We start from the raw sequence: 26,578 nt of genomic DNA on the forward strand, positions 1-26,578 counted from the left end.
CCGATGACGCCTGGCGACCTGCGGTCCGGAACCGAGGGCGGCTCGGCTTCCCTCGATTTCTCCAAGGCGAGCCTGGCCCGGCTGTCCGACGCGCTGCTCGGCGGGCACGACCACTACGAGGTCGACCGCGAAGCGATGCGGCGGCTGCTGGCGATCGCCCCCGGGGCGCGCACGATGGCCAAGGAACACCGCGACTGGCTGGTGCGCGCGGTCCGGTTCCTCGCCGGGAAACGCGACATCGACCAGTTCCTGGACCTGGGCTCGGGCATGCCGACCGCGGAGAACACCCACGAGGTGGCCCAGCGGTACAACCCGGACGCGCAGGTGGTGTACGTCGACAACGACCCGGTCGTGCAGGTGCACGGCCGGGCGTTGCTGGAAGAGAACTACCTGACGCACGTGACGGGCGCCGACCTGACCCGGCCGGCGGAGACGCTCGCCGACGACGTCGTCAAGGAATACCTGGACTTCACCCGGCCGGTGGCGCTGATCCTGACGTCGATCATCCACCACATCGACGACTACGAGCGCGCGAAATCGGTCGTCTCGGAGTACGTGGCCGCGCTCGCGCCCGGCTCGTACCTGCTGCTCACGCACCACTTCGACCCGGAAGAGGACTCCCCGCGCCAGGAACTGGCGCGGCTGCTGGAGACGAGCTTCCAGGGCACCGGGCTGGGCAGCGTGTACCGCACGCGCGAGCAGATCGCGTCGTTCTTCGAGGGCACCGAACTGTTGCGGCCGGGGCTGGTCTACCTGCACGAATGGTGGCCGGACGGCCCGCGGCTGCACCCGCTGAGCGAGCTGAACTTCCTCACGCTGGGCGGAGTCGCCCGCAAGCAGTGACGGTCTGCCGCAGCTCGTCGTGAGTGTTCAGGGCAGGACCCACCGCCCTGAACACTCACGAGGGGTCAGGCGGCGTTGAAGCGGTCGGGGTCGGGGCCGGTGCGCTCACCGCGGTCGAGCGGCGTGAGCGACTCCATTTCCTCCTCCGAAAGGGTGAACCCGAACAGGTCGAAGTTTTCCGCGATCCGCGACGGCGTCACGGACTTCGGGATCACCACGTTGCCCAGCTGGAGGTGCCAGCGCAGCACGATCTGCGCCGGTGTCCGGCTGTGCTTCACCGCCAGCTCCGCGATCACCGGGTCGCCGAGCAGGCTGCCGCCCTTGGCCAGCGGGCTCCACGCTTCGGTCGCGATCCCGTTCTTCGCGTCGAACTCGCGGACTTCCAGCTGCTGCAGGTACGGGTGGAGCTCGATCTGGTTGACCGCCGGGGCGATCTCGGCGGCGTCGAGCAGGCGCTCCAGGTGCGCGGGCTGGAAGTTGGACACGCCGATCGCGCGGATCCGGCCGTCCTTGTACAGCTTCTCGAACGCCTTCCAGGTGTCGAGGTACTTGTCGCGCTTCGGCGTCGGCCAGTGGATCAGGTAGAGGTCCAGCTGTTCCAGGCCGAGCTTCGCCATGCTCTCGTCGAACGCCTTGAGCGTCGAGTCGTAGCCCTGGGCGGAGTTCCACAGCTTGGTGGTGACGAACAGTTCGTCGCGGGCGAGGCCGGATTCGGCGATCGCCTGGCCGACGCCCTTTTCGTTGCCGTAGACGGCGGCGGTGTCGATGCTGCGGTAGCCCGCTTCGAGAGCGGCCTTGACGGCGGCGGTGGTCTCCTCGTCGGGGACCTGGAACACGCCGTAGCCGAGCTGCGGCATGCGCACGCCGTTGGTGAGTTCGATCGCGGGCACGCTGGTCACGGGATTTCCTTTCATTGGGTGGTTCATCGGGTGAGTACCCGTTCCTCCGGCACGAAACTAACCGGAGTCCGGCGGTCGAGCAGGCCGGAGACGAGGGCCACGGCGAGGCCCGCCGCGGCGAGGAGCGCGCCGATCCAGTTGGGCGCGGTGTAGCCGAGCCCGGCGCCGATGGCCTGGCCGCCGAGCCACGCGCCGCCGGCGTTGCCGAGGTTGAACGCGGCGATGTTCGCCGCCGAAGCCAGCGCCGGGGCGCCTTCGGCCTTGGCCATCACGCGGGCCTGCAGCGGCGGGACGGTCGCGAACCCGGCCGCGCCGAACAGCGCGATCGTGATCGCCGCCGGCACCTTCGCGTGCGCGGTGAAGACGAACGCCACCAGCACGAGGGCCAGCGCGGCGAGGATGACGTACAGGCTGGGCATCAGCCGGCGGTCCGCGGCGCGCCCGCCCAGCAGGTTGCCGGCGAACAGGCCGGCGCCGAAGAGCACGAGCAGCCAGGTGACGGCCCCGCTCGAGAACCCGGCGACCTCGGTCATCATCGGCGCGATGTAGGTGAAGGACGCGAACACGCCGGCGAAGCCGAGCGCCGTCATGGCCAGCGCGAGCCACACCTGCGGGCGGCGGAACACGGCGAGTTCGCCGCGCAGGCCCGCGTCCGGGCCGGGTTCCTGGTGCGGCACGAGCGCGAGGATGCCGATCGCGCCGACCACGCCGAGGGCGCTGACCACCCAGAACGTCGACCGCCAGCCGAAGGCCTGGCCGAGCGCGGTGCCGGCGGGCACGCCGAGCACGTTCGCGACGGTCAGCCCGGTGAACATCAGCGCGATCGCGCTGGCCTGCTTGGCCGGGGCGACCAGCGACGCGGCGACGACCGAGCCGACACCGAAGAACGCGCCGTGGCTCAGCGCGGCGACGACCCGGCCGGTCATCAGCAGGCCGTAGCCCGGGGCGAGCGCCGAGAGCACGTTGCCCGCGATGAACAGGCCCATCAGGGCGACCAGCACGGTCTTGCGGGGCACCCGCGAAGCGAGGGCGGTGAGCAGCGGGGCACCGACGACGACGCCGAGCGCGTAGCCCGAGATGAGCAGGCCTGCGGACGGGATCGAGACGCCGAAGTCGCCCGCGACCTCGGGCAGCAGGCCCATGATCACGAACTCGGTGGTGCCGATCCCGAAAGCGCTGATCGCCAGTGCGAGCAGAGCGGCGGGCATGGACTTCCTTCTTCCGGAGGTAGAGTGGTTACTGGCGTCGGCAACTACGAGCGTCCGAGATAGTTGCACGCGCCGTATATTGCACAGGCTTGATAGTGCAGCGTGCAAGGGAGCACGCGCAAGCCGGGGAGAGGTGAACCGTGTCACTGGACGACGACGCCGTGGAAGCGAGAGCGCAGGGCTGGCGCACGCTGGCCGCGCTGCACGCGCGGATCGAGGACAGGCTGCAGCGCGCGCTCGAGCGCGACCACGAGCTTTCGGTGAGCGAGTACAGCGTGCTCGACGCCCTGGCCCGCCAGGACGGCTTCCACCTCCGGATGAACCAGCTCGCCAACGCGGTGGTGCTCAGCCAGTCGGCGACGACGAGGCTCGTCACGCGGCTCGAGGGCCGCGGCCTGCTGGCCCGTTACCTCTGCGCGGACGACCGCCGCGGCATCTACACGGAGGTCACTCCGGCGGGCCAGGCCCTGCTGACGGCGGCCCGTCCGACCCACGACGCCGCGCTGGCGGAGGCCCTCGCCGACGCCGGGCGGTTGCCGGAACTTTCGCCGCTGGTCGCCGCGCTGGGCACGCTTTCCTTCCCGGCCGTGCCGTCCGCCTGACGAAACCTTGCGCAAGCCGGCCCGGCACTCCCGCTGAGCGGTACGGCCCGTTCGGCGGGAGGATTAAGTCGGCGATTTCCCGAACCTGTGCTCCATCCGTGGGACACTTTCGCATCCATCGTTCGATAGTTGCGCTGGTCAGCACCGGTTGTCCGGCTTTTGTCCGCAGAAGTGCGCGTTGACCGGATCGTTTCGCCCGCCCTAATTTGTTGGTCCACCAGACGAACCGGGGCGGTGTCGGCGTGGACTCCTCCTTTTCGCTCAGACCGGTGCGCCCGGCCGACCAGGCCGCCGTCCGCCGGAGCAACCTTTCGCTGGTGTTGCGGCACCTGCGCGACGCGGGGTCGCGGTCGCGGGCGGGGATCGCCGCGGACACCGGGCTGAACAAGGGAACCGTGTCGAGCCTCGTCGCGGAGCTCGCCGCGCGCGGGCTCGTCCGCGAAGGCGAGCGGGAACGCGCCGGTGCCGTCGGGCGGCCGGGCACGATCGTCGAGCTGGACGGGCGGGGCGTCGGCGGGATCGGCGTCGAGATCAACGTCGACTACGTGACCGCGCTCGCCCTCGACCTCACCGGTGCCGTCCTCTTCGAGCAGCGCGTGGCGCTCGACGTCCAAGCCCTGCCCGTGGCGAAGGTGCTCGACGCCGGCGCCGAGCTGACCGCACGGGCCCTGCGCGAGTGCCGCCGGCTCGGCGTGCTGCCGGCCGGGGTGACCGTCGGGATCCCGGCGCTGGTCGACGTCGCGAGCGGCACCGTCGCCTTCGCGCCGAACCTGCACTGGACCGACGTCCCGGTCGCGGCCGGCGTCACCGACCGGCTGACCCGGCGGATCGGCCCCCTGGCGTTCCCGGTCCGCACGGCCAACGACGCGAACCTCGGCGCGCTCGGCGAGTACGCGATGGGCAGCGTCGCCGGCACCGCCGACCTCGTGTACCTGACCGGCGAGATCGGCGTCGGCGGCGGGGTGATCTCCGGGGGCCGGCTGCTCGGGGGCGCGGAGGGTTTTTCCGGTGAGATCGGGCACATCCAGCTCGACCCGGCGGGCCGGCTCTGCGGCTGCGGGCGCCGCGGCTGCTGGGAGACGCTCGTCGGGCTGGCCGGGATGCTGCGGCTCGCCGCGTCGCCGGGCGACCCGGTGCACGACCCGTCGCTCGACCTCGAACAGCGGCTCGACATGATCCGCCGCCGCGCCGAGCTCAAGGACCGGCGCACGCTCGACGCGCTCGCGCAGGTCGGCACCGGGCTCGGTGTCGGCGCGGCCGTGCTGGTCAACGTCTTCAACCCGCGCGTGGTCCTGCTGGGCGGCTACTTCGCGCAGCTGGGGCCGTACCTGCTCACCCCGATGATGACCGAGCTGACGGCGCGGGTGATCGCCCCGGCCATCGGGGGCTGCCGCGTCGAGCTGTCGTGGCTCGGGTTCTCCGCGGCTTCGCGCGGGGGCGCGCACGTCGCGCTGCAGGCGGTGTTCGACGATCCGGCACTCGTGCCGCCGCGTGCGGAAAGGGACAGCGGATGACGCGCGGGAAACGCTTGATCCACTCGGGCGATAGAGATCGGGTGGGGTTGGGCTGAACCAGGGAGGAAACATGGGGAAGATCGGCGTCTGGCTGATCGGTGCCCGCGGATCGGTGGCGACGACGGCGATCGCCGGAGCGGCCGCGATGCGGGCCGGACTCGCCGCGCGCACCGGGTGCGTCACCGAGCTACCGGACTTCGCCGGGGCGGCGGTGCCCGGCTTGGGGGATCTGGTCTTCGGGGGACACGACGTCGTCGACACGCCGCTGGTCAAGCGCGCCGAGCAGCTGGCGGCGGCCGGGGTGCTGCCGGCCGCGCTGCCCGGCCCGGTCACGGCCGAGCTCGAGGCGGCCGAAGCGCGGCTGCGTCCCGCGCCGACCGAGGGTGGACGAGCCGGCGCCGACCGGATCATCGCGGATCTGGCGGAGTTCCGGGAGGGTCTGGACCACGTCGTCGTGGTCAACGTGGCCTCGACCGAACCGCCGTGCGTGCCGCACCCGGCCCACGCGTCGCCGGCCGCGCTGGAAGCGGACCTGGACGTGCTGCCGCCCAGCGCGTTGTACGCCTACGCCGCGTTCCGCGCCGGCTGTGGCTTTGTCGACTTCACCCCGTCGACCGGCGCGCGGCTGCCCGCCCTCGACGAACTCGCCCGCACGAGCGGGCAGCCGTACGCGGGCCGCGACGGCAAGACCGGTGAGACGCTGCTGCGGTCGGTGCTCGCCCCGATGTTCGCCCAGCGCGGCCTGAACGTGCTGGCCTGGTCGGGCACGAACCTGCTCGGCGGCGGCGACGGCGCCACGCTCGCCGACCCCGGCGCGGCGTCGAGCAAGAACGCGTCGAAGCAGCAGGTGCTCTCGCGGAACCTCGGCCGGGACGTCGAAGGCGAGGTCCACATCGACAACGTCCCGGCGCTCGGCGACTGGAAGACCGCCTGGGACCACGTGCTGTTCGAAGGGTTCCTCTGCGCGCGCATGACGCTGCAGCTCACCTGGCAGGGCTGCGACTCCGCGCTCGCCGCGCCGCTCGTGCTCGACCTGGCCCGGCTGACCGGCAAGGCGTGCCGCGACGGCGTCGCCGGGCCGGTGGCCGAGTTCGGGTTCTTCTTCAAGGATCCCGTCGGCGACGGCCCGCACGACCTCGCGTCGCAGTACGCGGCCCTGCGTGAGTGGGCGAACCGGTGAAGGCGCTCGTCGAACTCGTCCGCGCGCCCGCCGCGCTGACCGTGCCCGGGGACGCCGTCGCCGGGGCCGCCGCTTCGGGCTGGCCGTTCGGGCGCCGCACGCTGGCGCTGACCGGCGCGTCCGTCTGCATCTACTGGGCGGGCATGGCGCTCAACGACTACGCCGACCGCCACCTCGACGCGATGGAACGGCCCGAGCGGCCGATCCCGTCGGGCCGGGTGTCGCCGGGCACCGCGCTCGGGGTCGCCACCGGCCTCACCGCGGGCGGCCTCGGCATCGCCGCGGCCGCCGGCGGGAAACGGGCGCTGCGCGTGGCACTGCCGCTGGCCGCGACGGTCTGGACGTACGACTTCCTGCTCAAGGAGACCGTGTTCGGGCCGGCCGCGATGGCCGCCGCCCGCACGCTCGACGTCCTGCTCGGCGCCGGGGGCGCGCGGGCGGCGGCACCGGCCGCGCTGACCGTCGGGGCGCACACCTTCGCCGTGACGACGTTGTCGCGGTCCGAGGTGCACGGCGCCAAGCCCGCCCTGCCGGCCGCGACGCTCGCGGCCACGGCCGGGGTGCGCGTCGCCGCGGGCCGCGTCGGGCCGCTGGCTTCGGCGCTGCTCGGGACGTACCTGGCGACGACCGGACGGGCGCAGTACGACGCCGTCCGCGACCCGGCCGCGCCGAAGATCCGCCGCGCGGTCGGCGCCGGGATCCACGGCATGATCCCGCTGCAGGCCGGGCTGATCGCGCGGACCGGCGCGTGGCGCTCGGCGCTGGCCGTGGCCGCCGCGTTCCCGATCGCGCGGGCGCTGAGCCGGAAGGTGTCGCCGACATGAGGTTCGGGTACGGCACCAACGGCTTCGCCAACCACCGCCTCGGCGACGCCCTGCGCGTCCTCGCGGACCTGGGCTACGACGGCGTCGCGCTGACGCTGGACCACCAGCACCTCGACCCGTTCGGGCCGGACCTCGCCCGCCGCGTCGCCTCGCTGGCCGCGGACCTGGACCGGCTCGGGCTGGCCGTCGTGATCGAGACGGGCGCCCGGTTCCTGCTGGACCCGTGGCGCAAGCACTCGCCGACGTTCCTCGACCCGGACCGTGCGCGCCGCGTCGAGTTCCTGACGCGGGCCGTCGAGATCGCCGCCGATCTCGACGCCGAGGCGGTGTCGTTCTGGAGCGGGAACAAGCCGGCCGGTCTCGCGGCCGAAGACGCGTGGACACATCTGTCCGACGGCTGTGCCGAGGTGCTCAAGGCCGCCGACGAGCACGACGTCCGGCTCGGCTTCGAACCGGAGCCGGGGATGCTCGTCGAAGACCTCGACGGCTACTTCGAGCTGGCCCGGCGCCTGGGTGACCCGGAGCGGTTCGGGCTCACGCTGGACATCGGGCATTGCCGGTGCAACGAGACGGCGTCGGTGCCCGACTGCGTCCGGCGGGCGCTGCCGCGGCTGGTGAACGTCCAGATCGACGACATGCGCCGCGGCACGCACGAGCACCTGGAGTTCGGGACGGGCGAGATCGACTTCCCGCCGGTCCTGGAAGCGCTGTCGCCGTACTCCGGGCTCGTCGCCGTCGAACTGCCGCGCGACAGCCACGCGGCCCCGCGGATCGCCCGGGAGTCCCTGGAGTTCCTGCGGAAGGCGGTGCCCGCGTGAACGCCTGGCTCGACGAAGCCATGACGAAGGTGGCCGCCGACGCGACGGCGTTGCGCACGGTGTTCCCGGGCGTCGGCCGCCGGGTCGGCCGGGGTCCGTCGGACGTCCCGGGGTGGACGGTCGACGACCTGGCCCGGGTGGAGCTGCTGAAGGCGGCTCACGGTGCGGCGGGTGAGATGCCCGATCTCTACCGCTACGGCGACGCGGCCGAGAAGCGGGCCGTCCTCCGTGGACTGTCCGTTGTGGACATCGGAGCCGCCGGGCTGGAGCTGGTCGCGGACGCCCTGCGCACCAACGACCCCCGGCTCGTCACCGCCGCGATGGGGGAGTACGCCGCCGCGCACCTGGACGACTCCGCCTACCGCCACGGCGTGCTCAAGTGCGTCTTCATGGGCATCCCGCTGGCCGAAGTGGCCGGCCTGGACCGCCGGACCGACGAGGAGCTGCTGCGCATGCTGCGGTCGTTCGCCGCCGAGCGCACCGCCGCGGGCCGCGCCGTGCCCGCCGACCTCCTCCCGCTGCTCGACGAACAGGACGCCTGATGCGCATCTTCGACCCCCACATCCACATGAGCTCCCGCACCACCGACGACTACGCGGCCATGCACGCCGCCGGCGTCCGGGCGCTCGTCGAACCGGCCTTCTGGCTGGGCCAGCCGCGCACGAACGTCGGCAGCTTCACCGACTACTTCGACGCACTGGTCGGCTGGGAACCGTTCCGCGCGAGCCAGTTCGGCATCGCGCACCACTGCACCATCGGGCTGAACCCCAAGGAGGCCAACGACCCGCGCTGCGCCCCGGTGCTCGACCTGCTGCCCCGCTACCTGGAGAAGGACGGCGTGGTCGCGGTCGGCGAGATCGGCTACGACTCGATGACCGCCGAGGAGGACAAGGCGTTCGCGGCGCAGCTCGCGCTGGCGATCGCCCACGACCTCCCGGCGATGGTCCACACCCCGCACCGCGACAAGGCGGCCGGCACCGAACGCAGCATCGCCGTCGTCCGCGAGTCGGGGATCGCGCCCGGGCGCGTCGTGCTCGACCACCTCAACGAGGTGACCGTCGCGATGGTCAAGGAGTCCGGCTCCTGGATGGGGTTTTCGATCTACCCGGACACCAAGATGGACGAAGACCGGATGGTCGCGATCCTTCGTGAACACGGCACCGAACGGGTGCTGGTGAACTCGGCCGCGGACTGGGGCAAGAGCGACCCGCTCAAGACGCGGAAGACCGGCGACGCGATGCTGGCCGCCGGGTTCACCGAGGACGACGTGGACCGCGTGCTGTGGCGCAACCCCGTCGAGTTCTACGGCCAGAGCGGGCGGCTGGTCCTGGAGCCGGAGCCGGCGGACGCCGAGTTCGCGGGCAACTCGATCCTGCGGGGTGCGCGCAAGTGAGGTTCCGGCACCCCGACGGCGCGCTCGTCCACCTCGCCTACTGCACCAACGTGCACCAAGCCGAGGACCTCGACGGCGTGCTCGCCCAGCTGGCCCGCTTCGGCGAGCCGGTCCGGGAACGCCTCGGTGCGGACCGCCTCGGGCTCGGCCTGTGGCTGGCCCGGCCGGTGGCGTCCGAGCTGACCGCGGACCCGGCCGCGGTGGCTCGCCTGCGTGACGAGCTGGCCGCGCGTGGCCTGGAGGTCGTCACCTTCAACGGCTTCCCGTACCAGGGCTTCCACGACCCGGTCGTCAAGCACAGGGTGTACCGGCCGGACTGGTCGACGCCCGAACGGACGCGGTACACCCTCGACCTGGCCCGGCTGCTCGCCGAACTCATGCCCGAGGACGCCGCGCGGGGCAGCGTCTCGACGTTGCCGCTCGGCTGGCGCACCGAATGGCGGGACGACCGCGGGCAGCTGGAGCTGCTCGCGAAGGGGCTGGCCGAGCTGGACCGGCCCGTGCGCGTGGCGTTCGAGCCGGAACCCGGGTGCGTCATCGAGACCACCGCGCAGGCCGCGTCGCTGCTGTCCGATGTGGACAAGGACCGGCTCGGCGTCTGCCTCGACACGTGCCACCTCGCCGTCGGCTTCGAGGACCCGGCGGCCGCTTTGCGGCGGCTCGAAGCGGCCGGTCTGGACGTCGTCAAGCTGCAGGCGTCGGCGGCGCTGGAGGCGGCTTCGCCGAAGGATCCCGCGACTCGCCGGGCGTTGGAGTCCTTTGTGGAACCCCGGTTCCTGCACCAGAGCACCGAAGGCGCCCCGCCGGGTGCCGACGACCTCGACGAAGCACTCGCCGGGGGCCTGCCGGGGGAGGCGCCGTGGCGCGTGCACTTCCACGTGCCACTGCACGCCGACCCGGCGCCGCCGCTGACATCGACCCGGCCGGTGCTCGCCGGCACGCTCGCCGAGCTGTTCGGCGGCGAGCAGGCGCGCACCGACCACGTCGAGGTCGAGACCTACACCTGGCAGGTGCTCCCGGACGCACCCGCCGACGACGCCGGGCTGGTCGCGGGCATCGCGGCCGAGCTGGACTGGACCCGGCGTTCCTTGATCGAACTGGGCTTGGAAGAGGTTTCACGATGAGTTTGCTGGTTCTCGACGTGGTCGGGCTGACGCCGCGGCTGCTCCCGCACATGCCGAACCTGCGCAAGATGGCCGAGCCCGGCTTCACCGCGCAGCTGGACACCGTGTTCCCGGCCGTCACCTGCTCGGTGCAGTCGACGTTCCTCACCGGGCTGCAGCCGGCCGGACACGGCATCGTCGGCAACGGCTGGTACTTCCGCGACCTCGGCGAGATCTTCCTGTGGCGCCAGCACAACAAGCTCGTGCGGGGCGACAAGTTCTGGGACGCCGCCCGCCGCGCGCAGCCGGGGCACAAGGTCGCGAACGTCTGCTGGTGGTACGCGATGGGCATGGACGTCGACCTGACCGTGACGCCGCGGCCGATCTACCACGCCGACGGCAAGAAGTCCTCTGACTGCTACACCCACCCGCCGCAGCTGCACGACCGGCTGGTCGGGAACCTCGGCGAGTTCCCGCTGTTCACCTACTGGGGCCCGACGGCGTCGATCACGTCGTCGAAGTGGATCATCGCCGCCGCGCGGCAGATCATGACCCAGGACAGGCCGGACACCACGCTCGTCTACCTCCCGCACCTCGACTACGACCTGCAGCGCTTCGGCCCGGACGCGCCGCAGGCCGCGGCCGCCGCGCGCGAGCTCGACACCGCGCTGAAGCCGTTGCTCGACCAAGCGGCCGCGGGCGGGCACACCGTCGTCGCGTTGTCGGAGTACGGCATCACGAACGCGAGCCGGCCGGTCGACGTCAACCGTGCGCTGCGCCGCGAGGGCCTGCTCAACGTGTACGTCCAGGCGGGCATGGAGTACCTGGACCCGTGGACGTCGCGGGCGTTCGCCGTCGCCGACCACCAGGTCGCGCACGTCTACGTCGCCGACCCGGCGGACGTCCCGCGCGTGCGGGACACCGTGGCCGGGCTGTCCGGTGTGGACGTCGTGCTCGACCGTTCCGCGCAGGCCGGGTTCGGGATCGACCACGAGCGGGCCGGCGAACTCGTCGCGATCGCCGAGCCGGACGCCTGGTTCACCTACTACTACTGGCTGAGCGACGACCGCGCACCGGACTTCGCGAAGACGGTCGAGATCCACCGCAAGCCCGGCTACGACCCGGCCGAGCTGTTCCTCGACCCGGACGACCCGGTCGTGAAGCTGAAGGCGGCGTCCGCGCTGGCCCGCAAGAAGCTCGGCCTGCGGTACTCGATGCAGGTCGTCCCGCTCGACCCGGCGCCGGTCCGCGGGAGCCACGGGCGGCTGCCCGACGCGCCCGGGGACGGGCCGGTGCTGCTGTGCTCGGACCCCGCGCTCGCGCGCGAAAAGGTCCACGCCACCGAGGTCAAGGACCTGTTGCTGGCGGCTGTCCGAACCGAGTAGGAGGTCAGAGATGGCACGACCGTTGACGCTGCTCAACGGGTGACCGCCGGCCCCGTCGGAAGGTGATCGAAACCGGCTTCGCGCCACTCCGGGGCGAAGCACGCTCAAAATCAGGAAGGAACCGGCATGTCTCCGTCCCCACCGAAGTGGGCGAGGCTGTTCGGCGCCGCGGTACTCGGCGCCGGCCTCCTGCTCACCGTCGACAACCCGGCCCGCGCGGACATCCCGCCCGCGGACTACCAGCAGGTCGCGCTCGCCACGGGCGCGGCCGAGCTCGGCGAAGCGATGTCGCTCGCCGTGCTGCCCGACCGCTCGGTCGTGCACACCTCCCGCGACGGCACCGTGCGCGTCACCACCGCGGCGGGGGCGACGTCCGTCGCGGCGAAGCTGAACGTCTACACCCACGACGAGGAGGGCCTCCAGGGCGTCGCGGCCGATCCCGGTTTCGCGACGAACCGCCACATCTGGCTGTACCACTCACCGCGACTGTCCACACCGGACGGTGACGCACCGGCCGACGGCACCGAGGCGGACTTCGCGCCGTTCAAGGGCGAGCTGCACCTCTCGCGGTTCGTCCTGAAGACCGACAACACCCTGGACCTGGCCAGCGAGAAAGTCGTCATGGCGGTCCCGAACGACCGCGGCCAGTGCTGTCACGTCGGCGGTGACATCGACTTCGACGCCGCGGGCAACCTGTACCTCACCACCGGCGACGACACCAACCCGTTCTCCTCCGACAGCTATTCGCCGATCGACGAGCGGACCACGCGCAACCCGCAGTTCGACGCGCAGCGGTCGTCGGGCAACACCAACGACCTGCGCGGCAAGCTGCTGCGGATCCACCCGCAGGCCGACGGGACGTACACGGTCCCGGCCGGCAACCTCTTCGCGCCGGGCACCGCGGGCACGCGGCCGGAGATCTACGCGATGGGCTTCCGCAACCCGTTCCGGATGAGTGTCGACAAGCCGACCGGCGTCGTCTACCTCGGCGACTACGGCCCGGACGCCGGCACCACCGACCCGAACCGCGGGCCGCAGGGCCAGGTCGAGTTCGACCGGATCACCGGGCCGGGCAACTTCGGCTGGCCGTACTGCACCGGCTCGAACACGACGACCGAGACGTACAACCACTACACGTTCCCGAGCGGTCCTTCGGGCGCGAAGTACGACTGCGCGGGCGGGCCGACGAACTCCTCGTTCCGCAACACCGGGCTCGCGAAGCTGCCGGTGCCGAAGGCCGCGTGGATCAAGTACGCGGGCGACGAGGGCTCGCCGCCGGAGTTCGGCAGCGGCTCGGAGTCGCCGATGGGCGGCCCGGTCTACCGCTACGACGCCGCTTCGACGTCCACGATCAAGTTCCCGCAGTCCCTGGACGGCAAGTTCTTCGCGGGGGAGTACGGGCGCAAGTGGATCAAGGCGGTGACCGTCGACTCCGACGGCAGCCGGGGCGCCATCGAAGACTTCCCGTGGTCCGGCACGCAGGTCATGGACATGGCGTTCGGCCCGGACGGCGCGTTGTACGTCCTCGACTACGGCACCGGCGACGACAACCAGGCGCTGTACCGGATCGAGTACCTCGCGGGCACGAACCGCAACCCGGTCGCGAAAGCAGCTTCGGACAGGACGTCCGGGCCGAATCCGTTGACCGTGAACTTCTCCTCGGCGGGCAGCAACGACCCCGAAGGCGGCGCACTGAGCTACCGCTGGGACTTCGGCGACGGCGCGACGTCGGCATCGGCGAACCCGGCGCACACCTACACCACCAACGGGACCTACTCGCCGACACTCACGGTGGCCGATCCGGAGGGCCTGACCGGCACGGCGAGCCTGGTCGTCACGGTCGGGAACACCGCGCCTTCGGTTTCCCTGGCTGTCCCGGGAGACGGCCAGTTGTTCTCCTTCGGGGACACGGTGCCGTTCCAGGTGACCGGCAGCGACCCCGAGGACGGCGCGCTCGACTGCTCGAAGGTCAAGGTCACCTACCTGCTGGGCCACGACAGCCACCAGCACCAGATCACGCAGCAGACCGGGTGCGGCGGGTCGATCGCCGTCCCGGTCGACGGTGAACACGACGCCGCGGCCAACATCTTCGGCGTCTTCGACGCGGAGTACACCGACAGCGGCGGGTTGACGTCGCACAGCGTCCACAAGCTGCAGCCGCGGCACCGGCAGGCCGAGCACTTCTCGGCGCAGTCCGGGGTCCAGCTCGCCGACCACGGCGCGGCGGAGGGCGGCCGGACGGTCGGCTACACCGACGACGGCGACTGGATCTCCTTCACGCCGTACGCCCTGGGCAACGCGACGTCGATCAGCGCGCGGGTGTCCTCGGCCGGGCCGGGTGGCACCCTGGAGGTCCGCGCGGGCTCGCCGACCGGCACGCTGCTCGGGTCCGTGGCCGTGGCGAACACCGGGGACTGGGAGACGTTCCGGAACGTCTCCGCGAACCTGGCTGCCCAGCCCGCCGGAACGACGACGTTGTACCTGGTGTTCAAGGGCGTGACCGGGCAGGGGAACCTCTTCGACCTGGACGCGTTCACGTTCACCACCGCGTCGACGCTCGTCGAGGGCGAGTCGTTCACCTCGGGTTCGGGCGTGCAGATCGCGCCGCACGCCCCGGCGAGCGGCGGCAACACCCTGGGCTACATCGAGGACGGCGACTGGGCCGGCTACGCGTCGGTGAGCACGTCGGGTGCCACGTGGTTCACGGCTTCGGTGTCGTCCGCGGGCGCGGGCGGCACGATCGAGATCCGGTCGGGCTCGCCCACCGGCACGCTGCTGGGCACGGTCGCGGTGCCCTCGACCGGGAGCTGGGAGACGTTCCGGACCGTGACGACCGCGGTGTCGAGCGGGTCCGGGCCGCTGTTCCTGGTGTTCCACGGTGGTTCCGGTTCCCTCTTCGACATCGACACCTTTGGCCTGAGTGGTGTGCCGACCCAGGCCGATCCGCCGTACGACGTGCTGGTGTTCTCCAAGACGGCCGGCTTCCGGCACGACTCGATCCCGGCGGGGATCCAGGCGATCCGGGAGCTGGGCGCGGCCAACGGCTTCGGCGTGACAGCGACCGAGGACGCGTCGGTGTTCACGGCCGCGTCGCTGGCCCGCTTCCGGGCGGTGGTGTTCCTGTCGACCACCGGCGACGTCCTGGACGACACGCAGCAGGCGGCGTTCCGGTCCTATGTGGAGGGAGGCGGCGGCTACCTGGGCATCCACGCGGCGGCCGACACCGAGTACGACTGGCCGTGGTACGGCACGCTCGTCGGGGCGTGGTTCAAGAGCCACCCGGCGATCCAGCAGGCGCGGTTCGTGACGGAGGACGCCACCCACCCGGCGACGTCCTCCCTGCCCTCGACGTGGACCCGCACGGACGAGCTGTACAACTACCGGACGAACCCGCGCGGCGCGGTGCACGTGGTGCAGACGCTCGACGAGTCGAGCTACACGGGCGGCGAGATGGGGGCGGACCACCCGATCACGTGGTGCCACCCGCAGGGGAGCGGCCGCGCGTTCTACACCGGCCTCGGCCACACGATCGAGTCGTACTCCGACCCGCTGTTCCGGACCTCGCTGGTCGGCGCGATCCGGTACGCGGCCGGGGTCGTCCCGGGCTCGTGCGGCTCGTCGTCGTCCACTGTGGAGGGTGAGTCGTTCACGTCGGGTTCGGGCGTCCAGGTGGCCCCGCACGCCCCGGCGAGTGGCGGTAACACCCTGGGCTACATCGAAAACGGCGACTGGGCCGGGTACGCGCCGGTGAGCACGTCGGGCATCACGCGGTTCAGCGCCGTCGTCTCCTCGGCGGGCGCGGGCGGCACGATCGAGATCCGCGACGGCTCCCCGGCCGGCACCCTCCTGGGTACCGTCACGGTGCCGGTCACCGGAAGCTGGGAGACGTTCCGGACGGTCTCGACGACGGTGACGTCCGGCTCGGGCCCGCTCCACCTCGTCTTCCGGGGCGGCGCGGGTTCCCTGTTCGACGTCGACACTCTCACCGTCTCGTAGATCCGTGAATGGCACATCGAGGGACTTCAAGTCCCTCGATGTGCCATTCACGGCTTGTCAGCGGACGCCGAGCAGGTGCTCCAGGGCCAGCTGGTTGAGGCGGGTGAAGTGGTAGCCGCGGGCGGCCGCCGCGTCCAGGTCGAAGTCGTCCTTCAGCAGGTCGTCGAACGACTCGCCCGGCGCCAGCGTCGGCGTCGCGAGGTCCGGCACCCGCGAAGCCGCCAGGGCCTCCGCGACCTCCGGGTCCGAGCGGAACCTGGCCGACTTCTCCTTGAGGATCAGGTAGGTCCGCATGTTCGCCGCCGCCGAGACCCAGACGTCCGAGGGGTCCTCGGTGCGCAGCGGCTTGTAGTCGAAGTGGCGCGGGCCCTCGTAGCCGCCGTTCTCCAGCAGGTCGACGAGGAAGAACGCGCTCTTCAGGTCGCCGTGGCCGAAGATCAGGTCCTGGTCGTACTTGGGGCCGTGCTGGCCGTTCAGGTCGATGTGGAACAGCTTGCCCTGCCACAGCGCCTGCGAAATGCCGTGCACGAAGTTCAGCCCGGCCATCTGCTCGTGCCCGACCTCCGGGTTCAGCCCGAACAGCTCCGGCCGTGCCAGCTGTGAGATGAAGCCCAGCGCGTGCCCGATCGTCGGCAGCAGGATGTCGCCGCGGGGCTCGTTCGGCTTGGGCTCCAGCGCGAACCGCAGCGAGTAGCCCTTCTCGACGACGTAGTCCGCCAGCAGGTCCAGGCCCTCCTTGTAGCGGGCCAGCGCCGCGCGGACGTCCTTCGCCGCGTCGGACTCGGCGCCTTCGCGGCCGCCCCAGACGACGTAGGTCTCCGCGCCCAGCTCGGCCGCGAGGTCGAGGTTGCGGCGCACCTTGCGCAGCGCGTAGCGCCGGACGTCGCGGTCGTTGCTCGTCAGGCCGCCGTCCTTGAACACCGGGTGGGTGAACAGGTTCGTCGTCGCCATGGGCACCTTCAGGCCGGTCTCGGCCAGCGCCTTGCGGAAGGCCTCGATCGCCTTGTCGCGGTCCGGCTCGGTGGCGAGCAGGTCGTCGTCGTGGAAGGTCACGCCGTACGCGCCCAGCTCGGCCAGCCGGTGCACGCTCTCCACCGGGTCGAGCGGCGGCCGCGTCCCGACTCCGAACGGGTCGTTCGCGGGCCAGCCCACGGTCCAGAGGCCGAAGGTGAACTTGTCGGCCGGCTGGGGAGCGTAGTCGCTCATGACTGTCCCTTCATTTAGTTCACGTTGTAGACTAAATATGCGCCGTGGTGGTCCCGGGCGTCAAGAGGCCGGTTAAGGTACTGGTCAGGAGGACACGATGACCCAGGCCGTGCGGCACGAGGAGATGCGCGCCCGCAACCTTGAGGTCGTGCTGGGCGCGGTCAGCCGCGGCGGCCCGCTCACCCGGGCGGCGCTCGCCGAGCGCACGGGCCTGACCAAGTCGACGGTCAGCAAGCTCGTCGGCGACCTCGTCGACGCCGGGCTGCTCGCCGAGACCGGGCCCGCCCGCGCGGGCGAACGCGGCCGGCCGGGGGTGGCGGTCGTGCTCAGCGGCGCGCGCGTGGCGTCGCTGGGGCTGGAGATCAACGTCGACTACCTCGCAGTCCGCGTGCTCGACCTCACCGGCGACGTCCGGTTCGCCGCGCGCCGCGAACGCGACAACCGCGGCTCGCGGCCGAAGAAGGTCCTCGCCGAGCTGCAGCAGCTGGCTGAAGACGCGCTCACCGAAACCCACCGGCTCGGCCTCGAGGTGGCGGGCGCGGTGCTCGCGGTGTCCGGCCCGGTCGGCGACGGCGTCCTGTTCAGCGCCCCCAACCTCGGCTGGCAGGACGTCCGGCCGGCCGACCTGCTGCACCTGCCGATCCCGGTCGAGCTGGACAACGAAGCGAACCTCGCGGCCCTCGGCGAGCTCTGGTACGGCGACGGCGAGCGCGACTTCCTCTACGTCTCGGGCGAGATCGGCATCGGCGCGGGCCTGGTGGTGAACGGCACGCTGTTCGCCGGCGCCCGCGGGCTGGCCGGCGAGCTGGGGCACGTCGTCGTCGCACCCCGGGGCCCGCTCTGCCGCTGCGGTGGCAGCGGCTGCCTGGAGACCTTCGCGGGCCAGGAAGCGTTGCTGGCGGCCGGAAACGCACCCGCGCTCCCGGCGTTCCTGACCGCCCTCGAAGGGGGCGACCGCGCGGCACGTGAGGCGTGCACGGCCGCCGGGCGAGCCCTCGGCATCGCCCTGACGTCGGCGGTCAACCTCCTCGACCTGGACCGCATCGTGCTCGGCGGCGTGTTCACGCAGCTGTACCCGTGGTTGTCCGGCCCGGTGTCCGACGTCCTGTCCACCCGCCTCGGCGGCCTCCGCGGCGCACCACCGGTGCTGTCGGCGTCACGGCTGGGTGGCGACGCAGCGACCCTCGGCGCGGCGGGCCGGGTGGTGCACCGCGTGCTCGCCGACCCGGCACCGTTCCTCACCCGGGCCCAGGAAGCGTGAAGGCCGCCCCGGGGGAGTTCCCCGGGGCGGCCTTCACGGACCACAACTAGCTCACGGCGTTGATCTGCACCAGTGAGGTGCCGACCGTGACGCCGGTGTCGGTCTGCACGGTCAGCTGACCGCGCAGGCTCCGGCCGGCCGCGGGGGCGGCCGTGGCCGTCACCGTCGCCGGGACCGTCCACGAGCTGCCCGTCGCGCGCTCGGCGTTGGCGTCGGTCACCGCGACCGAGCCGAACGCCGGGTTGGTGAACACGTCGAGGTAGTCGTAGTCGGTGGTGCCGCCCGGCACCGCGAACCCGTCGACCAGCGCGACCCAGATCCCGGCGGCCGGGTTGGCGATGGTCACCGACTCCTCGGCGTCACCGTCCGCGCTGATCCCGGCCTGCACGCACGTGCCGGTCGTGCAGTTGTACAACACCAGGTCGAGGTCGGTGCCCGCGACCGAGGTGTTGCCGATCGTGGCGGTCAGCGACGTCGAACCCGGCGTCACCGCGATCTGGTACTGCTGCTGCGCACCTTCGGCGATCGACGGCCGCGAGACCTTCGCGCTGCCCAGCGTGGCGCCGGACAGCTTGCCGGTGAACCCGCCGAGCGAGTTCTTCACCGTGTAGGACCGCGCGATCGGCGTGTTCAGCGTGGCCGAGGCGATGGTGTCCGGGTTCGGCGTGATCGCCGTGCCCAGCACCGAAGCGCTCAGCTTGTACGCCGCGTTGTCCACATCGGACGTCCGGCGCGCCTCGACGACGATCTCCCACACACCCGGCAGCGGGTTGGCGAAGGTCCGGCTGGTCGGCGTGCCGCCGGGGCAGCCCGCACCCGCGTCGGGGAGGTAGCAGTACGTCGTCGACGTGCTCGCCTCGGCCGGCACGCCGGTCGGGTCGTAGCGCAGGAACCGCACCTGGCCCTTGCCCGGGGCGCCGGCGCCGGCGTCCAGGTCCACCTTCAGCGCGCTGGCGCCCTGCGGCACCCGCACGAAGTAGCTGGTCGCCTGGTTGCGGGCGATCTTGCCGGAGACGTCGACCCGGTACCCCTTGTCGGCGGTGAACTCCTGCGGCGCGAAGACCGTGTTGAGGGTCTGCACGTCGATGCCGACGGTCAGCGGGTTGTCCAGGTACAGCAGGGCCGAGTGGACGCCCGCGTTCTTCGGGGTCACCTTGACGTCGAACTTCACCGGGGTGTTGAGCGGCAGGACCAGGGTGGACCCCGAGGAGAACGTCCCGTCGTCGCCGACCCACCGCGCGAAGTACGGCACCGGCTTCGCCGAGCCCGTGGTCCGGGTGACCGTGTACGTGCGGGTGTACGCCTTGCCGGTGGTCACGCCCTCGCGGTCGTGGATGCCCACACCGGTGTTCGGGGTGGCCAGCTGTCCGGATTGGACGGTGTGCACCTCGACCGCCGTCGAAACGGTGTCCGGCTTCGGGTTGAGCGAAAGCGCGACGAACGCGGCGGGGACGTTGAACAGGCCCGCGCCCTGGGCGTACGCGCCGATGCCCGGCACGAACCGCGCGGTCGACTTGATCGCCGAACGCAGCTGCGCCACCGGCGGCCGCCGGCCGTTGTGCGTCGCCTTGTACGCGCTCACCAGCAGCGCCGCCGCGCCGGTCGCCTGCGGCGCCGCCATCGACGTGCCCTGCAGCATCGAGTAACCGGCCGGCAGGGTGTACGTGCCGGGCACCGGGCTCGGCTGCTCCCACCGCGGCACCGTCGAGATCGCCGCGCCGGGCGCGATGATGTCCGGCTTGAAGCCGCCGTCCTCACGCGGGCCGCGCGAGGAGAACGGGTGCATCGACTCGGGCGACGCGGTCTTCGAGCCGTAGTTCGAGAGCCAGGTCTCCTTGGTGATGTACGAGCCGACCGAGATCGCGTCCGTGGCCACCGACGGGTCGCCGACGGTGTTCGCCCCGGCGCCGCTGTTGCCGGCCGAGATGAAGATCTGGACGTTGTACTCGGCGATCGTGCGGTTGTAGAGCTCCGCGCGGGCGTTGTTGCCGTCGTTGAGCGCGGGCAGGCCGCCGATGGAGATGTTGATGACGTCGGCGCCGTGGCTGGCCGCGTAGACGACACCGTCGATCAGGCCGGACGACGTGCAGGCACTGCCGGTGAGGCAGACCTTGACGGCCAGGACCTTCGCACCCGGGGCCGCGCCGTCCATCTTGCCGCCGAACAGGTCGTTGCCGGTGGCGATGCCCGCGACGTGCGAGCCGTGTTCGGCGCCGGCGATGCCGATGCCTACGTAGCCCGGCTTGTCGGTCTGGACCACGAAGGCCATCCGCTCGGCGATGTCGGTCGCCGGGTTGTCGGTGCCGAAGTAGCCGACGTCGAACTTCTTGTTGTAGTCGGTCATCGGCTTTTCGTCGGTGAAGTCGCCGTTGCCGTTGAGGTCGACCCGGACCTCCTTGGTCGCGGGGTCGAGCAGCACGCCCCAGGAGTCGGCGCGGTCGCCGTCGCGGTTGATGTCACCGCCGGTCTCGCTGTCCGCGGCGCCCAGGTCGCCCGCGGTCTCGCCGAACACGCCGAACGTGTACGGGCCGCCGGCCGGGGCCGTCCAGGTCCTGCCGTTCGCGGTGAAGGTGCCGGTGTAGGTCTGGGTGGACTGCTTGACCCAGGTGCCGTCGCCGGAGTTGGTGGCGTTGGCGTTGTACCAGTCGACGATCTTGCGTTCGCCGTGGCTGGTGGTGGCCAGCGCGGGGGAGTCGAGGTCGACGCCGGAGTCGAGCACGGCGACGGTGGTGTCCTTGCCGTCCCAGTTGGGCAGGACCTGGCCGAACTGCGCCGCGTAGGTGTCGCCGGTGGGGAGGTACGGGTTGACGCGCGGGGTGTTCTTGCCCGGGGCCGGCTGCGGCAGCGGGGTGGTCGCGCCGTCGGGCTTCGGGTCGTCGCGCATGATGAGGCCGTCGACGTCGACGGCGTTGACGGACTTGAGCTTCGCGGCCTTCTCGGCCTTGTCCGTCGGGACGCTGACCTTGACGTAGTCGAGCTTGGTGTCGGTGGACTGGACGACTCCGCCGAGGGCCTTGAGCTCGTTCACGGCGGCGCCGGTCTGGCCCTTCTCCGCCGCGATCAGCAGCGTGACGTCGGGCTTCCCGGCCTTCTCGGCTTCGGCGACCAGCGCGCGGTCGTGCTCGTCGAGGGTCTTGCCGTCGGCCGCGCCCGAGGTGGGCGGGGCTTGCTGGGCGGCCGCCACGGGGACGGCGACGCCGAGGACGGAGGCGCCGAGTGCGGTGGCGAGGACGGTGATCCCGGCCCGCCGTCTCCAGCGCGATCTGTGCTGTGTCACTGAGAACGACCCTTCGTGAAGTGATGCGTCCGTGAAGTACACATCGGGAGATCTTCGGCAGCAATCAGACAGTTAGCCCATCGACCGCACTTGGTTGCGGGCCGAATGGCCCAACCGGCTGCCCGGGTTGGGCGGCAACCCGAAGCGCCGCTTTCCGGTGAAAGTGGCGCCTTGCTATACGTGCGTGTAGCGGATTATATTCTCGTGTAGTCGACTACATGTACGTATAGGACCAGTCATGAGCACCGAAGACTTCACCGCACGGGCCCGGATCCGGGACGCCGCCATCCGCCTGTTCACCGAGCGCGGCATGGAAAAGACATCGATCCTCGACATCGCCGAGGAGGCCGGCGTCTCGGGTGGCCTGATCCGCCACCACTTCGGCTCCAAGGACGGCCTGCGCGAGGCGTGCGACACCTACGTCTTCGACGAACTGCTGAAGTTCAAGGAGGAGGTGCTGGCGAAGGGCGCGGCGGACCCGGGTTTCCTCCCGATGTTCGACGCCCGCCAGCTGCTCTACCGCCGGTACCTGGGCCGCGGGATGGTCGACGGCTCCGAAGCCGCCGCCGCGCAGTTCACCGAGATCGTCGACGGCACCGAGGCCTACTTCCGGGAGCAGGGCATGGACCTGCCCGACCCGCGGGGCGTCGCCGCCGCGCTCGCCGCCATGACCGGCGGGCTGATGATCCTGCAGGACCACGTCGCCCGCGCGCTCGGCGAGGAGCCGGGCACGAACGAAGCGATGCTGCGGATGTCGATGGCCGCCGGGCACCTGTTCCTGAACCCGTTCGGCGACTCCGAAGTCCTCGACAAGGCCCGCGAAGCGCTGGCCGCCCACCGGAGGAAGGGATGACGATGGCCGAAGCGATCACTGCCGACGGCCTCACCAAGGCGTTCGGCCGGACGAAGGCCCTCGACGGTCTCGACCTGACCGTCCACACCGGCGAGGTGCACGGGTTCCTCGGGCCCAACGGCGCCGGCAAGACCACCACGATCCGCGTCCTGCTCGGGCTGATGCGGGCCGACGGCGGCCGCGCCACCCTGCTCGGCGGCGACCCCTGGACCGACGCCACCCGGTTGCACCGGCGGCTCGCCTACGTCCCGGGCGACGTCACGCTCTGGCCCAACCTCACCGGCGGCGAGGTCATCGACCTGCTCGGCCGGCTGCGCGGCGGGCTCGACCACGGGCGGCGCGCCGAGCTGATCGAGCGCTTCGACCTCGACCCGCGCAAGAAGGGCCGGACGTACTCGAAGGGCAACCGGCAGAAGGTCGCGCTCGTCGCGGCGCTGGCGTCCGATGTGGAGCTGCTGGTCTTCGACGAGCCGACGTCCGGGCTCGACCCGCTGATGGAAGAGGTCTTCCGGCAGGTCGTCGCGGAAGAACGCGAACGCGGCGACCGCACGGTGCTGCTGTCCTCGCACATCCTGTCCGAGGTCGAGGCGCTGTGCGACCGCGTCACGATCATCCGGGCCGGGCGGACCGTCGAGTCCGGGACCCTGGACGAACTGCGGCACCTCGGCCGGATCACGATCGACGCGTCGCTCGCGCACGTGCCGGCCGGCCTGGCTTCGCTGCCGGGCGTCCACGACCTGAGCTCGTACGGCTCGCACGTCCACCTGTCCGTCGACCAGTCTTCGCTCGACGACGTCATGCGGCACCTCGCCGAGGCCGGGCTGCGGAGCCTGGTGAGCCGGCCGCCGACGCTCGAGGAGCTGTTCCTGCGCCACTACCGGCACGACGAGCCGGCCGGAGCGGTGCGATGACCGGGACCGGGGCGTTGCTGCGGCTGGTGCTGCGCCGCGACCGGCTGCTGATGCCGCTGTGGATCGTCTGCCTGGCGGTCGCGCCGATGGGGTACCTGGCGTCGATCAAGGCGGCCTACCCGGACGCGGCGTCGCGGCAGCACTTCTACGACGTCAACGCTTCCAGCGCGACCTTCGTCGTCCGCAACGGGCCGCTCTACGGCTCGTCGGCCGGGAACCTGCTGGCCTGGCAGTGCGGGTTCGTTCCCGTGGTCGTCGGGCTGATCGCGCTGCTCACCGTCGTCCGGCACACGCGGACCGAGGAGGAGGCGGGACGCCGGGAGCTGACCGGGGCGACCGTCGTCGGGCGGCACGCCGGGCTGGCGGCCGCGGTGCTCGCCGCCTGCGGCGCGTGTCTGGTGTTCGGGATCCTGGTCGGGGCCGGCGTTGCCGCCCAAGGGGTTCCGGTCGCGGGGGCGTTCGCGCTGGGACTCGAGTTCTCGCTGGCGGGCTGGGTTTTCGCCGGGGTCGGCGCGGTCGCCGCGCAGCTCACGTGGGGCGCCGGTGGCGCGCGGGGGATCGGGATCGGCGTGCTCGTGCCGGCGTTCCTGCTGCGGGCCGCGGGGGACAGCGTCCCGGCGGGGTGGCTCTCGTGGCTGTCGCCGATCGGCTGGGCGCACCGGATGCGGCCGTTCGCGGGGGAGCAGTGGTGGGTGCTCGGCCTGGCCTTGGCTTGCACCGGCCTCCTGGTGGTCTTGGCCGTCGCGCTGTCGGCGCGTCGCGACCTCGGCGCGGCGCTGCTGCCGGCCCGGCTGGGGCGAGCGACGGCGAAGGCGTCGCTGCGGTCGCCGTTGGCGCTGGCCTGGCGGCTGCAGCGGGGAACGCTGCTGGTCTGGACCGTCTGCCTGGCCCTGGTCGGGCTGCTGATGGGCGGGGTCGCGCAGAACGTCGCGGACCTGCTGCGGGACAACAAGGCGGTCGCGGACGTGTTTTCGCGCCTGGGCGGCGGAGGCGCGGTGCTGGACGCGTACCTGGCCGGCACGATGATGTTGTTCGGCCTCGCGGCGGCGGGCTACGCGGTGCAGGCGACGCTGAAGCTGCGTGCGGAAGAGGCGGCGGGCCGTGCGGAACCGGTGCTGGCGACGGCGGTCGGCCGAACCGGCTGGGCTCTGGCACACCTGACGTTCGCGCTGCTGGGCTCGGCGGCCCTGCTGGCAGTCACCGGTCTGGCGACGAGCCTGGCGTACGGCGCTTCCCTGGTCCCGGCGGCACTGGCCCAGCTGCCGGCGGTGTGGGTACTGGCGGGCCTGTCGGCATTGCTGATCGGCTTGGCCCCCCGCTTCGCGGCGGCGGCGTGGGGACTGCTGGGCGCGTTCCTGCTGTTGTCACTGGTGGGATCGGCGCTGCTGTGGAACGACGTCGTGCTGGGCATTTCACCGTTCCAGCACCTGCCGCGCCTGCCCGGCGGGACGTTCTCGGTGGCGCCGGTGGCTTGGCTGGTCGCGATCGCGCTGGTGGCGGGCGTCGGCGGCCTGGCGGCGTTGCGGAGGCGTGACATCCCGGTGGGCTGACAGCGAAACGCGACCACGGCGGGGGTCCAGGGGGCTTGCCCCTGGCGGGGGTCCGGGGGTTCGACCCCCGGGAACACCGCGGGGCGAGACCGGTGCGCGCATTCCGCGCACAGGGCTCGCCCCGAGAAACGCGCGGCAACCGAGGGAGTCGAACCCTGCGCGGCTTGTGAAGGCGGCGCCCATGGACCGGCCCTGACCCTTCGGCGGGCGACGGCTGCCATCTCTTACAACGGGGGGAATACCCCGGATATTTCACTTTGAAGCGCGGCTTCACCCGGACGGGTCCTCCTGGCATGGTGGTCCGCATGGATGATCTCCTCCTGCGCCGCGTGCGGCCGGGGCTCGGCGGGGTGCTCTCGGACGTCCGGGTGAACGACGGCCGCGTCACGGCGATCACCGAACCGGGCTCGCCCGGGTTCGCGGCGCGGGTCGTCGACGGCCACGGCGGGACGCTGCTGCCGGGGCTGGTCGATGCGCACGTCCACCTCGTGCAGTGGGCGACGTTCCGCCGCCGGATCCCGCTCGGAGCGGCGCGGTCAGCGGGGCAGGCGGTCGAACTGCTGCTGGCGCACCTGCTGGCGACGCCGGCGCCGCAGTCGGAGCTGGTGGTGGGCGCGGGTTTCCGCGACGGGCTCTGGCCGGACAGGCCGCACAAGGAGCTGCTGCAGCGGGCGCTGCCCGGGCGTGCGGTGGCGTTGTTCAGCGCGGACCTGCACACGCTGTGGCTGAGCCCGGCGGCGCTGAAGCTGATCGGCCGCGAGCACCCGACGGGTGTGCTGCTGGAGAGCGACTGCATGAGCGCGACGGCCCAGCTGCCGAGCGCCGCGATCGACGTCCAGGACCAGTGGGTGCTGGAGGCGGTCGCCGCGGCGGCCGCGCGCGGCGTGACGCAGATCGTCGACTACGAGTACGCGGACACCGTGGCGGACTGGACGCGCCGCGGTGCGCCGTCGACGCGGATCTCCTGCGTGATCGCGCGGTACCTGCTGGACCAGACCATCGAACGCGGCCACCGCACGGGCGACGTCCTGCCGGACTCCGGCGGGCTGCTGACGGTGGGCCCGTTCAAGCTGTTCGTCGACGGCTCGCTCAACACGCGCACGGCCTATTGCCACGACCCGTACCCGGGCAGTGATTCGCCGGGGCTCCTCGAACTCCCGCCCGAGGACCTGGTTCCGTTGCTGGACCGGGCTTTCGCGCACGGCCTGCTCCCGGCGGTCCACGCGATCGGCGACCAGGCCAACACGATCGCACTGGACGCGTTCGCGCAGGTCGGCTGTCCGGGCCGGATCGAGCACGCGCAGCTGCTCTCGGCTTCGGACGTCCCGCGGTTCGCGGAGCTGGGCCTGGTGGCTTCGGTCCAGCCGGCCCACCAGCCCGACGACCGCGACGTCGCCGACCGGCACTGGCACGGCCGGACTTCGCGGGCGTTCCCCTACCGTTCGCTGCTGGAGTCCGGGGCGCGGCTGGAGTTCGGGTCGGACGCGCCGGTCGCCCCGCTGGACCCCTGGGACGGGATCGCCGCGGCGGTCTTCCGCACCGACGACGACCGCCCGCCATGGCACCCGGAGCAGTCGATCACCCTGCCGGACGCGCTGGCGGCGGCCTCGGGCGGACGTCGCGGGGTCGCGGTGGGGGACGTGGCGGACCTGATGGTGACGGCGGCGGACCCGTCGGTGCTCTCGGCCGCAGATCTGCGCACGCTCCCGGTGACGGCGACGATCCTCGGCGGCCACGTCACGCATCAGATCTGAC

Annotated in this window: 20 protein-coding genes; 16 read left to right on the forward strand and 4 right to left on the reverse strand. The window is 71.9% G+C overall.

What is annotated here, in order from left to right:
* Positions 1-3 precede the first annotated feature (3 nt).
* On the forward strand, positions 4-843 hold the full coding sequence (locus tag ACWEN0_RS25615) for an SAM-dependent methyltransferase (RefSeq protein WP_451978342.1): 840 nt from the start codon (positions 4-6) through the stop codon (positions 841-843).
* Positions 844-908: 65 nt separating this feature from the next.
* Here the strand turns inward: ACWEN0_RS25615 and ACWEN0_RS25620 are convergent, their stop codons facing one another.
* Positions 909-1,742 carry an aldo/keto reductase gene (locus ACWEN0_RS25620; protein ID WP_451978345.1) on the reverse strand — a complete coding sequence of 278 codons (834 nt, stop codon included), beginning with the start codon at positions 1,740-1,742 and terminating at the stop codon, positions 909-911.
* Positions 1,743-1,765: 23 nt separating this feature from the next.
* Positions 1,766-2,950 carry an MFS transporter gene (locus ACWEN0_RS25625; RefSeq protein ID WP_451978348.1) on the reverse strand — a complete coding sequence of 395 codons (1,185 nt, stop codon included), beginning with the start codon at positions 2,948-2,950 and terminating at the stop codon, positions 1,766-1,768.
* A 140-nt stretch (positions 2,951-3,090) separates the two neighbouring features.
* Between ACWEN0_RS25625 and ACWEN0_RS25630 the strand changes: the two genes are divergently transcribed.
* From ACWEN0_RS25630 to ACWEN0_RS25675, 10 genes are all read left to right on the forward strand, one after another.
* Positions 3,091-3,552, forward strand: a complete 462-nt coding sequence (locus tag ACWEN0_RS25630) for a MarR family winged helix-turn-helix transcriptional regulator (protein ID WP_451978351.1) — start codon at positions 3,091-3,093, stop codon at positions 3,550-3,552.
* Between the two features lie 242 nt (positions 3,553-3,794).
* Positions 3,795-5,066 (forward strand): ROK family protein, encoded by a 1,272-nt coding sequence (locus ACWEN0_RS25635; RefSeq protein WP_451978354.1) that lies wholly within the window; start codon positions 3,795-3,797, stop codon positions 5,064-5,066.
* A gap of 70 nt (positions 5,067-5,136) precedes the next feature.
* A complete protein-coding gene (locus ACWEN0_RS25640; RefSeq protein WP_451978356.1) occupies positions 5,137-6,246 on the forward strand; it encodes an inositol-3-phosphate synthase in 1,110 nt (369 codons plus the stop codon).
* Complete coding sequence (locus ACWEN0_RS25645; RefSeq protein WP_451978359.1) at positions 6,231-7,070, forward strand: SCO3242 family prenyltransferase; 840 nt, start codon at positions 6,231-6,233, stop codon at positions 7,068-7,070. The genes ACWEN0_RS25640 and ACWEN0_RS25645 overlap by 16 nt, the downstream gene beginning before the upstream one ends.
* Positions 7,067-7,888, forward strand: coding sequence for a sugar phosphate isomerase/epimerase family protein (locus tag ACWEN0_RS25650; RefSeq protein WP_451978362.1), 822 nt, complete (start codon positions 7,067-7,069; stop codon positions 7,886-7,888). The genes ACWEN0_RS25645 and ACWEN0_RS25650 overlap by 4 nt, the downstream gene beginning before the upstream one ends.
* Positions 7,885-8,430 carry an EboA domain-containing protein gene (locus ACWEN0_RS25655; RefSeq protein ID WP_451978365.1) on the forward strand — a complete coding sequence of 182 codons (546 nt, stop codon included), beginning with the start codon at positions 7,885-7,887 and terminating at the stop codon, positions 8,428-8,430. Before ACWEN0_RS25650 ends, ACWEN0_RS25655 begins: the two co-directional genes overlap by 4 nt.
* The gene (locus ACWEN0_RS25660) at positions 8,430-9,281 is read left to right on the forward strand and encodes a TatD family hydrolase (RefSeq protein WP_451978368.1); all 852 of its coding nucleotides are present in this window, start codon (positions 8,430-8,432) and stop codon (positions 9,279-9,281) included. Before ACWEN0_RS25655 ends, ACWEN0_RS25660 begins: the two co-directional genes overlap by 1 nt.
* Positions 9,278-10,405: a metabolite traffic protein EboE gene (gene eboE, locus ACWEN0_RS25665; RefSeq protein ID WP_451978371.1), complete on the forward strand. Its 1,128-nt coding sequence runs from the start codon at positions 9,278-9,280 to the stop codon at positions 10,403-10,405. The genes ACWEN0_RS25660 and eboE overlap by 4 nt, the downstream gene beginning before the upstream one ends.
* On the forward strand, positions 10,402-11,769 hold the full coding sequence (locus tag ACWEN0_RS25670) for an alkaline phosphatase family protein (protein WP_451978374.1): 1,368 nt from the start codon (positions 10,402-10,404) through the stop codon (positions 11,767-11,769). Before eboE ends, ACWEN0_RS25670 begins: the two co-directional genes overlap by 4 nt.
* Positions 11,770-11,895: 126 nt before the next feature.
* Entirely contained in the window at positions 11,896-15,765 is a 3,870-nt protein-coding gene (locus ACWEN0_RS25675) for a carbohydrate-binding protein (RefSeq protein WP_451978377.1), read from the forward strand.
* Positions 15,766-15,822: 57 nt separating this feature from the next.
* Here ACWEN0_RS25675 and xylA read toward each other — a convergent pair whose 3' ends face one another.
* Positions 15,823-16,971, reverse strand: coding sequence for a xylose isomerase (xylA, locus tag ACWEN0_RS25680; protein WP_451978380.1), 1,149 nt, complete (start codon positions 16,969-16,971; stop codon positions 15,823-15,825).
* Between the two features lie 97 nt (positions 16,972-17,068).
* On the opposite strand from xylA, the gene ACWEN0_RS25685 reads away from it, so the two are divergent.
* Positions 17,069-18,232 carry an ROK family protein gene (locus ACWEN0_RS25685; RefSeq protein WP_451978383.1) on the forward strand — a complete coding sequence of 388 codons (1,164 nt, stop codon included), beginning with the start codon at positions 17,069-17,071 and terminating at the stop codon, positions 18,230-18,232.
* 46 nt (positions 18,233-18,278) lie between these two features.
* Here ACWEN0_RS25685 and ACWEN0_RS25690 read toward each other — a convergent pair whose 3' ends face one another.
* Positions 18,279-21,509 (reverse strand): S8 family serine peptidase, encoded by a 3,231-nt coding sequence (locus tag ACWEN0_RS25690; RefSeq protein ID WP_451978386.1) that lies wholly within the window; start codon positions 21,507-21,509, stop codon positions 18,279-18,281.
* Positions 21,510-21,747: 238 nt separating this feature from the next.
* Between ACWEN0_RS25690 and ACWEN0_RS25695 the strand changes: the two genes are divergently transcribed.
* The 4 genes from ACWEN0_RS25695 (at position 21,748) to ACWEN0_RS25710 (ending at position 26,577) form a co-directional block, all read left to right on the forward strand.
* Entirely contained in the window at positions 21,748-22,362 is a 615-nt protein-coding gene (locus ACWEN0_RS25695; protein WP_451978389.1) for a TetR/AcrR family transcriptional regulator, read from the forward strand.
* 2 nt (positions 22,363-22,364) lie between these two features.
* Positions 22,365-23,273 (forward strand): ABC transporter ATP-binding protein, encoded by a 909-nt coding sequence (locus ACWEN0_RS25700; RefSeq protein WP_451978391.1) that lies wholly within the window; start codon positions 22,365-22,367, stop codon positions 23,271-23,273.
* Entirely contained in the window at positions 23,270-24,823 is a 1,554-nt protein-coding gene (locus tag ACWEN0_RS25705) for an ABC transporter permease (protein WP_451978393.1), read from the forward strand. The genes ACWEN0_RS25700 and ACWEN0_RS25705 overlap by 4 nt, the downstream gene beginning before the upstream one ends.
* Before the next feature lie 305 nt (positions 24,824-25,128).
* Positions 25,129-26,577, forward strand: coding sequence for an amidohydrolase (locus ACWEN0_RS25710; RefSeq protein WP_451978396.1), 1,449 nt, complete (start codon positions 25,129-25,131; stop codon positions 26,575-26,577).
* The last annotated feature ends 1 nt before the right edge of the window (position 26,578 follow it).

The organism is Amycolatopsis sp. NPDC004378 (genome assembly GCF_053602455.1).